12 protein-coding genes are annotated in these 12,525 nt (G+C 75.4%); 9 read left to right on the top strand and 3 right to left on the bottom strand.

What is annotated here, in order from left to right; translation table 11 throughout:
• Positions 1-10 precede the first annotated feature (10 nt).
• The 5 genes from leuC to ACR807_RS09500 are packed head-to-tail and all read left to right on the top strand — an operon-like array spanning position 11 to position 5,303.
• Complete coding sequence (gene leuC, locus ACR807_RS09480; protein WP_438920864.1) at positions 11-1,408, top strand: 3-isopropylmalate dehydratase large subunit; 1,398 nt, start codon at positions 11-13, stop codon at positions 1,406-1,408.
• The gene (leuD, locus tag ACR807_RS09485; RefSeq protein WP_438920852.1) at positions 1,396-1,995 is read left to right on the top strand and encodes a 3-isopropylmalate dehydratase small subunit; all 600 of its coding nucleotides are present in this window, start codon (positions 1,396-1,398) and stop codon (positions 1,993-1,995) included. The genes leuC and leuD overlap by 13 nt, the downstream gene beginning before the upstream one ends.
• Positions 1,992-3,020, top strand: a complete 1,029-nt coding sequence (locus ACR807_RS09490) for an isocitrate/isopropylmalate dehydrogenase family protein (protein WP_438920853.1) — start codon at positions 1,992-1,994, stop codon at positions 3,018-3,020. The genes leuD and ACR807_RS09490 overlap by 4 nt, the downstream gene beginning before the upstream one ends.
• A gap of 43 nt (positions 3,021-3,063) precedes the next feature.
• Complete coding sequence (locus ACR807_RS09495; RefSeq protein ID WP_438920854.1) at positions 3,064-4,161, top strand: SAM-dependent methyltransferase; 1,098 nt, start codon at positions 3,064-3,066, stop codon at positions 4,159-4,161.
• Positions 4,158-5,303: a pyridoxal phosphate-dependent aminotransferase gene (locus ACR807_RS09500; RefSeq protein WP_438920855.1), complete on the top strand. Its 1,146-nt coding sequence runs from the start codon at positions 4,158-4,160 to the stop codon at positions 5,301-5,303. Before ACR807_RS09495 ends, ACR807_RS09500 begins: the two co-directional genes overlap by 4 nt.
• An 8-nt stretch (positions 5,304-5,311) precedes the next feature.
• Here the strand turns inward: ACR807_RS09500 and ACR807_RS09505 are convergent, their stop codons facing one another.
• Positions 5,312-5,971, bottom strand: coding sequence for a response regulator (locus ACR807_RS09505; RefSeq protein ID WP_438920856.1), 660 nt, complete (start codon positions 5,969-5,971; stop codon positions 5,312-5,314).
• A 93-nt stretch (positions 5,972-6,064) separates the two neighbouring features.
• Between ACR807_RS09505 and ACR807_RS09510 the strand changes: the two genes are divergently transcribed.
• Positions 6,065-7,600: a sensor histidine kinase gene (locus tag ACR807_RS09510; RefSeq protein WP_438920857.1), complete on the top strand. Its 1,536-nt coding sequence runs from the start codon at positions 6,065-6,067 to the stop codon at positions 7,598-7,600.
• A gap of 28 nt (positions 7,601-7,628) precedes the next feature.
• Entirely contained in the window at positions 7,629-8,324 is a 696-nt protein-coding gene (locus tag ACR807_RS09515) for a tryptophan 2,3-dioxygenase family protein (protein ID WP_438920858.1), read from the top strand.
• A gap of 18 nt (positions 8,325-8,342) precedes the next feature.
• On the opposite strand, the gene gntA is transcribed toward ACR807_RS09515, so the two are convergent.
• Both gntA and ACR807_RS09525 read right to left on the bottom strand, forming a co-directional pair.
• Positions 8,343-9,011, bottom strand: coding sequence for a guanitoxin biosynthesis heme-dependent pre-guanitoxin N-hydroxylase GntA (gene gntA / locus ACR807_RS09520; protein ID WP_438920859.1), 669 nt, complete (start codon positions 9,009-9,011; stop codon positions 8,343-8,345).
• Complete coding sequence (locus ACR807_RS09525; protein WP_438920860.1) at positions 8,989-10,242, bottom strand: cytochrome P450; 1,254 nt, start codon at positions 10,240-10,242, stop codon at positions 8,989-8,991. The genes gntA and ACR807_RS09525 overlap by 23 nt, the downstream gene beginning before the upstream one ends.
• Before the next feature lie 238 nt (positions 10,243-10,480).
• On the opposite strand from ACR807_RS09525, the gene ACR807_RS09530 reads away from it, so the two are divergent.
• Positions 10,481-12,214 carry a fatty acyl-AMP ligase gene (locus tag ACR807_RS09530; RefSeq protein ID WP_438920861.1) on the top strand — a complete coding sequence of 578 codons (1,734 nt, stop codon included), beginning with the start codon at positions 10,481-10,483 and terminating at the stop codon, positions 12,212-12,214.
• Positions 12,211-12,513: an acyl carrier protein gene (locus ACR807_RS09535; protein ID WP_438920862.1), complete on the top strand. Its 303-nt coding sequence runs from the start codon at positions 12,211-12,213 to the stop codon at positions 12,511-12,513. Before ACR807_RS09530 ends, ACR807_RS09535 begins: the two co-directional genes overlap by 4 nt.
• Positions 12,514-12,525 lie beyond the last annotated feature (12 nt).

Raw genomic sequence — 12,525 nt, forward strand, 5'->3', positions numbered from 1 at the left:
ACCGAGGACGATGGCGCAGAAGGTCTGGGACGCCCACGTCGTCACCACCGCGGGCGACGGCGCCGACCTGATCTACATCGACCTGCACCTGGTGCACGAAGCCAGTTCCTCGCAGGCGTTCGACGGGCTGCGGACCGAGGGGCGCCGGGTGCGCGCGCCGGGGCTGACCCTGGCCGTCGAGGACCACAACGTCCCCACGCACACCCTGCTGATCACCGACCCGGTCAGCGTCGAACAGCTGGAGACCCTGCGCCGCAACTGCGCCGAGCACGGCATCGAGCTCTTCCGCCACGGCGACCGCGCCCAGGGCGTGGTGCACGTCATCGCCCCGGAGCTGGGGGTGGTGCACCCCGGCATGACCGTGGTCTGCGGCGACAGCCACACCTCCACGCACGGCGCGTTCGGCGCGCTCGCGTTCGGCATCGGCACCACCGACCTCGAACACGTGCTGGCCACCCAGACGCTGGCGCTGCGCAGGCCGAGGACGATGGCCGTCGAGTTCACCGGGCGGGCACCCGCCGGCGTCACCGCGAAGGACATGATGCTGGCGCTGCTGGCCGAGGTCGGCGCCAACGACGCGGCGGGGCACGTCATCGAGTACCGCGGCGACCCGGTGCGCGAGCTGTCCATGGAAGCCCGCATGACCATGTGCAACCTCAGCGTCGAGGCGGGCGCGCGGGCCGGGATGATCGCCCCGGACGACACGACCTTCGCCTACCTGGAGCGCACCGAACGCGCGCCGACCGGGGCGGCCTGGGAGGACGCGCTGGCGCACTGGCGCGCGCAGACCACCGACGAGGGCGCGGTGTTCGACCGCACCGTCCGCCTGGACGTCTCCGGGCTGACCCCGTTCGTCACCTGGGGCACCAACCCGGGGCAGGCCGTCCCGCTGTCCGAGGTGGTGCCCGACCCGGACTCGTTCACCTCGGAACCCGAGCGCGACAGCGCCCGGCGCGCCCTGCGCTACATGGACCTGCGCCCCGGGACGCCCCTGCGCGACATCCCCATCGACATGGTGTTCCTCGGCTCCTGCACCAACGGCAGGATCGAGGACCTGCGCACGGCGGCCGACGTCCTGCGGGGCCGCCGGCTCGCACCCGGCACCGAGATGCTGGTGGTGCCCGGCTCGATGGCGGTGCGGGCGCAGGCGGAGGTCGAGGGCCTGCACGAGGTGTTCACCGCCGCGGGCGCCTCCTGGCGGTTCTCCGGGTGCTCGATGTGCCTGGGCATGAACTCCGACCGGGTGAGCGGCGAGCGGCGGTGCGCGTCGACGTCCAACCGCAACTACGAGGGCAGGCAGGGCCCGCGGGCGCGCACGCACCTGGTGTCGCCCGCCACGGCGGCGGCCACCGCCGTGCTCGGCCGCCTGGCCGCCCCCGCCGACCTGGAGGAACCGTGCTCCCGCTGACCGAGCACACCGGCACCGCCGTCCCGCTGGCCCGCAGCGACGTCGACACCGACCAGATCATCCCCAGCGACCACTGCCGCAGGCTGACCAAGACCGGGTTCGCGCCCGGACTGTTCGCGCAGTGGCGGCAGGAGGAGGACTTCGTCCTGAACCAGCCCCGCTACGCCGGGGCCACCGTCCTGGTCGCCGAGCGCAACTTCGGCACCGGCAGCTCGCGCGAGCCCGCGGTGTGGGCGTTGCGCGACTGGGGTTTCGCCGTGGTCGTCGCCGAGGGGTTCGGCGACATCTTCGAGCGCAACGCCCTCAAGAACGGCCTGCTCACCGTCCGGCTGCCCACCGACGCGGTCACCGAGGTGCGCTCGGCGGTGGAGGCCGACCCGACGCTGCCGGTCACCGTCGACCTCGTCGCGCTGGAGGTCCGGCTGCGCGAGCGGCGGTGGTCGTTCGACGTGGACGCGCACGCCCGGCGGCTGCTGCTCGACGGCCTCGACGAGATCGACCTGACGCTGTCCCAGGAGGACGCCATCGCCGCGTACGAGCGAGGACGCCCCCACTGGCTGGCGCCGCGCCCGGCAGGGGTCCGATGACGACCGTCGCGGTCGTCCCCGGCGACGGCATCGGACCGGAGGTCGTCGCCGAGGCGGTCGCCGCCGTCGACGAGCTGGGGCTGGGGATCGACTTCGACGTGCTCGACGGGGTCAACGCCCGGACCTACCGCGAGCACGGCACCGCGATGACCGACGCCGACTTCGACCGGGTGCGCGCGGCGGACGGCGTGCTGCTCGGCGCGATCGGCCACCCCTCGGTCCCCGACCCGGCGTACGGGCGCGGGGTCCTGCTGCGGATGCGCTTCGAACTCGACCTGTACGCCAACTACCGCCCGGTGCGGCTGCTGCACGACAGGCTCAGCCCGCTGCGCGACCCGGCCCGCCGGGGCATCGACTGCGCCATCGTGCGGGAGAACACCGAGGGCCTCTACGCCGGCATCGGCGGCGCCCTGCGCCCCGGCACCGACGCCGAGGTCGCGGTCGACACCGAGGTCAGCACGCACGCGGGCGTCACGCGGGTGCTGAGGTTCGCGCTGTCGGCGGCCACCCGCTCGGTGTGCATGGTGGACAAGGCCAACGCCGTGGAGAGCGGGGGCGGCCTCTGGCAGCGCTGCTGGGACCGGGAGCGGCGGACCCGGCCCGACCTGGAGACCCGCCACCTGTACGTGGACGTGGCGGCGATGCGGCTGGTGAGCGACCCCGACTCGTTCGACGTGATCGTCACCAACAACTCCTACGGCGACATCCTCAGCGACCTCGCCGCCGAGGTCGGCGGGGGACTGGGCTGCGCCGCGTCGGCCAACCTCAACCCCGAGACCGGCGCCGGCCTGTACGAGCCGGTGCACGGCAGCGCCCCGGACATCGCGGGCACCGGGCTGGCCAACCCGGTGGGCGCGGTGCTCAGCGCCGCGCTGCTGCTCGACCGGCTCGGGCACGACGGGCCCGCCCGCTCGCTGCGCGAGGCGGTCCGGGAGACCGTGGAGGCGGCGCGCTGCACCCCGGACCTCGGGGGCGACCTCGACACCCGGGCGGCGGGCGCGGCCATCCGCGCCGCGTGCCGGTGAACCACCCGATCCACCGCTCGACCCGAGACTTGGAGGGGCGCACGTGACGATCCCGGAAGCTGTGCTGGTCGAGGACCCGGCCGTGCAGGCGGTGTGGAAGCCCGTCGTCGGCGAGGGCGTCCCGGACCTGGCGGCCCAGCACGTGCTCGCCTCGACCCTGGTCGGCCTGGGCCGGGCCGGGATCGCGCAGCGGCTGTCCGAAGAGGACTGGACGGCGCTGGCCGACCTGGTGCCGGCCGGCGGGGTGCCGCACCTGGTGCGCAACGTCCTGCGCTACCTGGAGATCCGCGGCGTCGTCGAGTCCGACGGTATCCGGTGGGTGGGCGCCGAACCCGCCCCGGGGTGCGAGGACGGCGGCCGGTGGAGGCTGACCGGCCGCGGGGCGGTGCTGCTCTCGCAGGTCGGCGAGTCCCTGCTCGGCTTCTACGTGGAGGCGTACGGCCCGGTCCTGGCCCGGATCGGCGGGCTGCTGGACGGCACGGTCGACTACGGCACCGACGTCGAGCGCGACACCGAGGCCCTCGGCCGCCGCTGCGAGCCGATGACGATCAGCTTCCTGGCCCGGCTGCTCGGCGACCTGATGGCCCGCCGCGACGCGCACTCGGTGCTCGAACTCGGCTGCGGCACCGGCGGCCTCGCCCTGCACATGGCGCGGACCGACCCGGAGTTCCGCGCCATCGGCCTGGACATCGCCGAGGACGCCATCGCGCTGGCCGAGCGCCGCCTCGCCGGGACCGACCTCGGCGGTCGCGTCCGGTTCGTCGTCGGCGACGCCTTCCGGCCCGACACCTGGCCCGCCGACGCCGCCGACTGCGACTTCTACCTGGCCGTGGGCGCGCTGCACGAGCAGTTCCGCGACGGCGAGGACGCGGTGGTCGAGCTGCTGTCGCGGTACCGGTCCCTGCTGGCGGCCAAGCCCGGCCGCGTGCTCCTGCTGGCCGAACCCGAACTCCAGATCAACGCGGGCGACGCCGAGTACTACCTGGCGCACGTGCTCACCAAGCAGGGCTTCCCGCAGGGCAGGCAGGCGTGGCTGGACGTCATCGCCGCCGCCGGCCTGCGCTGCGAGCGCGTGTACGCCCAGCCCAACGTGGAGTTCCGCTTCGCCTTCTACGAGGTCACCGCCGGGGACCCGGCATGATCTCCAGGCGGGCGGCGGGACTGCCCGTCCCGATCCTGCCCGGCCTGCTCGCCATGGCCACCGGCTCCGACGTGGTCGACCTGGCCCTCGGCATCCCGCCCGGCGGCCCCGCGCCCGACCTGTCGGACGCGGCCCACGAGGCGCTGCGCTCGGGCGCCCACCAGTACACCGACCCGGCGGGCCTGCCCGCGCTGCGCGAGGTGGTCGCGGCCGAACTCTCGCGCGAACGCGGCGTGCCGGTCGACCCGGACCGCGAGGTGACCATCACCTGCGGCGCGACCGAGGGCGTGCTGGCCGCGCTGCTGGCGGTCACCGACGCCGGCGACGAGGTGCTGGTGCCGGACCCCGCCTTCGAGAACCACCCCGGGGCCGTGGTGCTGGCGGGCGCGGTGGTCCGGTCGGTGCCGCTCGCAGGTCCCGGCTGGACCCTCGACCCGGACGCGCTCGCCGCCGCCTGCACCGAGCGCACCCGGGCGATCCTGCTGAACACGCCGCACAACCCCACGGGGCGCGCGTTCACCCGGGCCGAGGTCGAGGGCGTGCTGCGGCTGTGCGAGGAACGGGACCTGGTGTGCGTGACGGACGAGGTCTACCACCGGTACGCGTTCGACGGCCGCGAGCACGTCTCACCGCTGGGGCTGGCCGGTCCGGACGAGCGGGCCGTCGTGGTCGGCAGCTTCTCCAAGGTGCGCGCCGTCCCGGGGTGGCGGCTCGGGTACGCGGTCGCGGGCGAGCGGCTGACGACCGCCCTGCGCGGCGTCCACGCCAGGCTGACCCTGGGCGCCGCCACACCGCTGCAGCAGGCGCTCGCCACCGCCGGACCGGTCGGCGAGCCGTGCGGGACCCGGGAATCCGCGGCGCGGCGGGCGCAGCTGGTCGCCGGGCTGACCGAACTCGGCCTCCGGGTGGTCGAACCCGAGGGGGGCTGGTTCCTGCTCGCGGGCGTCGACGGGCTCGGCTGGGCCTCCGACGAGCTGGCGGGGAAGCTCGCGGCCGAGGCGGGCCTGCTGGTCGCGCCCGGCACGGTGTTCTTCGCCGACCCCGCCGAGGGCAGGCGGTGGCTGCGGTTCAACCTGGTGCGCGACGAGGCCACGACGGCCGAGGGGCTGCGCAGGCTGCGCCGGTTCCTGAACGGGTCGTGATGCGCGCGTCAGCGGTCCCCGTCGACGAGCTGCGCCTCGTAGCCCAGGATCGCCGCCTCCACCCGGTTGCGCACCCCCAGCCGGTTCAGGATGGAACTCACGTGCGTCTTCACCGTGCCCTCGACCAGGGACAGCGCCCTGGCGATCTCGGCGTTGGACCGGCCGGCGGCCAGCAGCGCCAGCACCTCCCGCTCCCGGGCGGTGAGCTGGTCGGTGAGCTTGCGGGCGACGACCGACCTGGAGAGCCGGTCACCGCTGAGCCTGGTGATCACCCGCCGCGCCACGCGGGGCGACAGGAACGCCGCGCCGTCGGCGACCGCCCGCACCGCGGCCAGCAGCTCGCGCGGGTCGCCCGCCTTGAGCAGGAACCCGCTGGCGCCGTCGCCGAGGGCGCGGGAGATGTAGTCGTCCTCGCCGAAGGTGGTGAGGATGACCACCGCGGTGGCCGGGGCGCTGCGGCGGATCTCCGCCGCGGCGGACAACCCGTCCAGCTCGGGCATCCGCACGTCGAGCAGCACCACGTCGGGCCGGTGCCGCAGCACGAGGTCCACCGCGGCGCGGCCGTCGGCCGCCTCGGCCAGCACCTCGACACCCGGGTCCGTCTCCAGGATCGCCCGCACGGTGGCGCGCACGCTCGCCTCGTCGTCCGCCAGGACCACCCTGATCACGGCCACCCCCCGATTTCCCGCGCTGACCCGGTGCGGCTGCATGGTCGCACAGCGTGCACGGTTCCCGGACCGGGGGCCGGTAGGGTCGGGCCCGTGATCGGAGTCGCCGCGCGGTACCGGGATCGACGGGCAGCGGTCGCCGACGCGGTGCTCTGGGCGCTGCTGTCGGCCTTGGTGCTGCTCGGCTCGCCGATCGGGCCGGTGGCGCTGCCCTGGGAGTGGCGGGTCGCCGCCCTGGTGCCGCTGGCCGCCGCCGTCGTGCTGGTCCGCGCGCTGCCGCCGGCGGCGCTGGGCGCGGTCGCCGCGCTGAGCGTGCTCGACGCCTGGTTCCTCCCCGCCCTGTTCGCACTGTCCTACCTGGTCGGCAGGCACGACGCCCGTGAGCGGCGGGCGCTCTACACCTTCGCCGGGATCGTCGTGGCGGGCACCGCGACGCTGCTCGTCCTGCCCGACGCCGGGACCGCGCTGCGCACCGTGCCGCTGCTGACGCTGTCCATCACCCCCTGGCTGATCGGCCGCCACCGGCGCGTGCAGGGCGACCTGGTCGCCGCGGGCTGGCAGCGGGCGGTGGACCTGGAGCGCAGGCAGCGCGAGGTCGCCGAGCGCGCCCGGCTGCGCGAGCGGTGGCGCATCGCCCAGGACATGCACGACCAGCTCGGCCACGACCTGAGCCTGCTCGCCATGCGCGTGGGCCTGCTGGAGGTGGCGGGCACCCGGGACGACCGGGTGCGCGAGCTGGCGCGCGAACTGCGCGAGGTGGCGCAGGGCGCGGTCGAGCGCCTGCACGACGTGATCGGCGTGCTGCGCGCGGACGGCGGCACCGACGACGGCACCGACGACGTGGCGGCCCGCGCGCCGGTGCCCGACGACGTGGCGACCATGGTCGACGCCGCGCGCCGGGCGGGCATGGCGGTCGAGCTGCGCCGGGACGGCGCGGAGCAGCCGCCGGAACCGGTGGAGCAGGCCGTGCGCCTGGTGGTGCGCGAAGCGCTCACCAACGCCGGCAAGCACGCGCCGGGGGCCCGGGTGCGGGTGCGGCTGCGCACCGCCGTCGACGGCACGGACGTCACCGTCCACACCGGTGCGCCGCCCGCGGGGCGACCGGACCGCGTGCGCGGCAGCGGCAGCGGGTTGGCCGCCCTCGCCGAGCACACCGCCGGGCTCGGCGGCGCCTTCGACTCCGGCGCCCGGGACGGCGGGTTCGTCGTCCGCGCCCGGTTCCCGCGCACCGGGCGCGACCTGCCGAAGGCGCCGCCGCCGGGCGACGCCCCGGCTCGCCGGAGCCGCGGCCTGGCCGCGGCCGTGGTGCCGCCGCTGGCCGCCGTCGTGGTGCTGCTCAGCCTGATGATGGCCTACTTCGCCGACACCACCGACGACACGGTCCTCGCCCCCGGGACCTTCGACGGCCTCGCGCTCGGGCAGGCGCGCGCGGACGTCGCGGGGCTCCTGCCCGCGCGCCAGGTGGCCGTGACCGAGGTGGCCGGCCCGCCCGCGCCCCCCGGTTCCCGGTGCGAGCACTACCGCACGCGCGACGGCGACCTCTTCGAGTCGGACATCCCGGTGCACCGGCTCTGCTTCACGGACGGGCGGCTCGTCCTCAAGGACGCCGTCTCGGCCCGCTTGAACTGACTCTCCACACGGACGGGGACGGGAAGACATGCCCGACGCACCGCAAACCGACCAGGTGTACGGCGACATCCTCCGGCTGGAGCCGCTGCTGGCGTCCGCCCACGTGCACGAGGGCTCGCCGGAACGGATGTTCTTCCTGGTGACCCACCAGGCGTGCGAGCTGTGGTTCGCCCTGGTGCTGCGGCACCTCGACGCCGCGGCGCGCGCCCTGCGCGACGGCGAGGCGGACGCGGCGGCCGGCTGGCTGGAGCGGCTGCCCTCGGTGGTGCGCGTCCTGGTGGCCCAGTTCGACGCGCTCACCACGCTCACGCCCGCCGACTTCGAGGGCATCCGCACCGCGCTCGGCTCGGCCAGCGGCATCCAGTCCGCGCAGTTCCGCGAGATCGAGTACGCCTGCGGCCTGCGCGACACCCGGGCCCTGACCACCAAGGGCTTCAGCGAGGCCGAGCGCGACCGGTTGCGGCGACGGCTGACGGAGCAGTCGGTCGCCGACGCCTACGAGGGGTTGGTGAAGCACCGCGGGCACGCGGACCCCGGCGTCGCCCGGGTCCGCGCGGCGCTGCTGGACTTCGACGAGGCCTTCGTGGTGTGGCGGGCCAGGCACGCCGGGCTCGCCGAGCGCTTCCTCGGCGGGCGGCGGGGCACCGGCGGCTCCGACGGCCCCGCCTACCTGTGGCGCGCCGCGGCCAAGCGGCTGTTCCCCGACGTGTGGGGCGCGGCCTGACCCGGGCGGGTCGTCGGCTCAGTCGTCGGACCGGAACGGGCAGCGCCACTCCGGTCCGACGACCCGGCCCGAGTACTGCCCGGCCTCGGAGGCCGTGCCGTGCTCGCTCAGCATGGGGTTGATCCCGCCCTGCAACGCGACCTCCAGCGCGCGGATGCGCCGCTGGAACCCCGCGTACGCCCCGGTCTGCCTGAGCCGGCGGAACTGCCGGTGCGAGTTGAACACCAGGGTCGGGTAGGCGAAGCGGCGGGAGACCCGGGACGCGCCGGGGTGCAGGCCCGCGACGAAGAACGGGTGCTCGGCGACGCTGAAGCCGAAGTGCGGCGACCCCGGGTCGGAGGACACGTCGCCCGCCCAGCCGAACTCGCGCGCGTCGACCCGCCGCAGGGCGGTCAGCCGCTCCCACAGGTCCCGCTCGAACGCCTCCTCCGAGCCGCGCCCCGGTGCGCGGAACACCGCGCAGAACGCGGCCAGGGCCGTCCGCTCGTCCGGGATGCCCGCGGCGAAGTCGACCAGGTCGGCGTGCAGGCGCTCGTCGTCGGCCGCCGACGTCAGGTCCCCGTACACCCGCAGGGTCAGGGTGCCGCGGCGCAGCGCCGCCCTGGCGGCCAGGCAGGTGAAACCGGGGCCGGAGACCCAGGTGGCGAACTGCCGCCCGATGTCGTCAGCCGGATCTTCGGCTCGCACGTCCCACTCCCGGCTCGGGGCGCGCGGGGCGGATGGCGTCGAACTCCACGTCGAGCGCGCGCGGCCCGCGGAGGGTGACGTTCGGCTTGTACTCCACGGTGTCCCGGGCCTGCCGGGGGGCCACGACGCGGTCCGCGAACAGCTCGAACGCGATCGCCGCCTCCAACCGGGCCAGGCCCGCGCCCAGGCAGAAGTGCGGGCCCCCGGCGAACGCGAGGGACGGCGTGGACCGGTCCCGCCGGAGGTCGAACCGGTCCGGGTCGGGGTACGCCGCCGGGTCCCGGTTGGCCGCGGCGAGGAGCACCAGCACGAGGTCGCCGGTCTCGACCGGGGCGCCGCCGACCGACAGCGGCGCGGTCGCGACCCGGGTGACCAGCTGCACCGGCGCGTCGTGCCGCAGGACCTCCTCCACCGCGGCCCACGCCAGCTCCGGGTCGTCGCGCACCTCGGCCAGCTGCGCGGGGTGGCGCAGCAGGGCCAGGACACCGTTGGCGATGAGGTTGACGGTCGTCTCGTGGCCCGCGTTGACCAGCATCACGCAGGTGGCCAGCAGCTCGCTCTCGCTGAGCCGGTCGCTCTCCTGCTCGACCCTCAGCAGGCCGGACACCAGGTCGTCGCCCGGCTCGTCGCGGCGCCGGCGCAGCAGGTCGCGGAAGTAGGCGACGAACGCCGCCCGCGCCCGGGCCGCCTCCGCGCCGACCTCGGGGGTGCGCAGGCCGGGCAGCGGCGGTTCCAGCGCGGCGGACAGGTGGGCCGACCACCGGAGGAAGTCGCGGCGGTCGGCGTAGGGCACGCCCAGCAGCTCGCAGATCACCCGCACCGGCAGCGGGTGCGCGAAGTCGGCCACCACGTCGAAGGTGCCGCGGTCGGCGGCCTCGTCGAGCAGGCCGTGGGCCAGCTCCCTGATCCGCGGACGCAGGGCCTGCACCACCTTGGGGGAGAACGCCTTGGCGACCAGCCCGCGCAACCGGGTGTGGTCCGGCGGGTCCAGGTGCAGGAAGTTGCGCGTGCGCGGACCGCGGCGCGTGGGCGACTGGCGGGCGCGCTCGCGCTCGCTGCTCATCGCCGGGTGGCGCAGCAGGGTCCGGCAGTCGTGGTAGCCGCTGACGGGGACGACGCCGTCGTCGGTGGTGAACGGGCCCGCTTCCCGCAGGCGGCGCAGCACCGGGTACGGGTCCGGCCTGCTGTCCCGGCTGACGAACCGGGCCAAGTCCTGCGGTGGACTGGACATGGGTGCCACTGTCTGGTCGCGGCATTGGGGCGGTCAAGCGCGCCGGTGGATTTTCAGCGACGGCTTAACGTCCGCGCGAATGGCGCGCCGGGTATTTTCCGCACTGACCTTGAGCTGCGGGTTCCCTGTTTTCCTGGCTTGTTAAGCCCTCCTTGAAAGGTCTTCGCCGGCACTTTTCCGGGCGCGTTTCCCGCCTAAGCTCGGCCACTCTGGGTCCGGGGCGGAAGGCGGTGCGCGGGTGCGCGAGTGGATCAGGGGAGGCACGGGGGTGGCGGAGGTGGTGCTCGGGCACGTCGAGCGCGACCCCGGGGCCCTCGCCGTGGTGGACGTGCTGGGCAGCGGCCCCGACGGGCCGTCCGCCTCGTGGACTTACGGAGAGCTGCACCAGCGGGCCGCCACCGTCGCGGCCCACCTGCGCGAGCGGTGCGCGCCCGGCGACCGGGTGATGCTGCTGTACCCGGTCAACCGGCACTTCGTCGCGGCGTTCCTCGGCTGCCTCTACGCCGGCGTCGCCGCGGTGGTCGTCCCCCCGCCCGGGGGCTCGCAGGTCCAGCGCCGCCGGGCCGGGTCCGTGGCGGCCGACGCCGGGGTCCGCCTCGCGCTGACCGACTCGGAGAGCGCGAGGGCGGTGCGCGACTGGGTCGCCGAGCTGCACCTGTCCGAAGTGGACATCACCGTCACGGACGCCGGGGGGTACGCGGACCCCGCGGACTGGCGGCCGGTGCGCACCGACCAGGACTCCCTGGCGCTGCTCCAGTACACCTCCGGCTCGACCGGCTCGCCCAAGGGCGTCGTGGTGCGCCACGGCCACCTGCTGGCGAACGCGCACGCGTTCGGCGCCGCGCTGGGCTGGAGCACCCCGCCGCGCTTCGGCGGCTGGATACCGATGTTCCACGACATGGGCCTGATCATGCAGCTCGTCCCGGCCCTGCTGGCGGGGACCGCGGACGTGCTGATGACCCCGCCCGCGTTCATCCGGGACCCGTGGTCCTGGCTCGACGCCATCGGCCGCTACGGCATCACCTGCTCGGCGGCGCCGAACTTCGCCTACGACCTGTGCGTGCGCCGCGTGGACCCCGAGCGGGTGGCCGAACTGGACCTGTCCGGCTGGGAGTACGCGATCAACGCCTCCGAACCGGTGCGCATGGCCACCATGACCGACTTCGCCAAGCGCTTCGCCGCCGCCGGCTTCCGCGAGCGGTCGTTCGTCCCGCTCTACGGCCTGGCCGAGTCGACGGTGTTCACCTCGGCGACCGCCGACCGCGCGCCGCAGGTCCTGCGCGTGGACGACGTCGCCCTGGGCCGGGGCGAGTTCACCCCCGCCCGGCCCGGCGCGCCCGCGCGGTCCGTGGTCAGCTGCGGCGCCCCGGTCTCCGCGGCCGAGGTGCGCGTGGTCGACCCCGACACCGGCGCGCCGCTCCCGCCGAACCGGGTGGGCGAGATCTGGCTGCGCGGCGACAGCGTCGCGGGCGGCTACTGGCTCAACGAGGCGGAGACCGCCCGCGTCTTCCGCGCCACCAGCCCGGACGACCCGACCGAGTTCCTGCGGACCGGCGACCTCGGCGTGCACCACGACGGCGAGCTGTACGTCATCGGACGGCTCAAGGAGGTGCTGATCGTGCGGGGCCGCAACCTCTACCCGCAGGACATCGAGCACGAGCTGCGGGCGCGCCACCCCGAGCTGGGCAACGTGGGCGCGGCCTTCTGCGTGCCGGCCGGCGGGACCACCGAGGGCGAGCCGGGACCGGACGAGCTGGTCGTCGCCCACGAGGCCCGGGAGACGGACCCGGAACGGCTGGCCGCGCTCGCCGTCGCCATGAAGACGACGGTCGCGCGGGAGTTCGGCGTGTCCGCCTCGGACATCGTGCTGGTGCCGCCCGGCGGCGTCCCGCGCACCAGCAGCGGCAAGATCCAGCGCTCGCTCATGCGGGAGCGGTACCTGGCCCGCGGGGACTCCGGGGAGGGGGCATGACGACCACCGGCGCCCGACGGCCGTCCGGCCCGATCTCGGCGGAGCAGCTGCTGGACCGGCTCACCGCCGTCGTGTCACCCCACGTGAAGGTCCCGCCCGCCGGGCTCGACCCGGCCGTGCCGCTGGCGGAGTACGGCCTGGACTCGGTGACCGCCATCGCCCTGGCCGCCGAGGTCGAGGACGACCTGGGCGTCGTGCTCGCCGACGACGCGCTGTGGGAGCACCCCACCCTCGAAGAACTGGCCGCACTGCTGGAGCGGGAGCTGTTCGGCCCCGCGTCCGGCCCCGCGTCCGACTGAGCGACGGGAGCG

Source organism: Saccharothrix sabaoui (assembly GCF_051756985.1).
Taxonomy (GTDB): Bacteria; Actinomycetota; Actinomycetes; order Mycobacteriales; family Pseudonocardiaceae; genus Actinosynnema.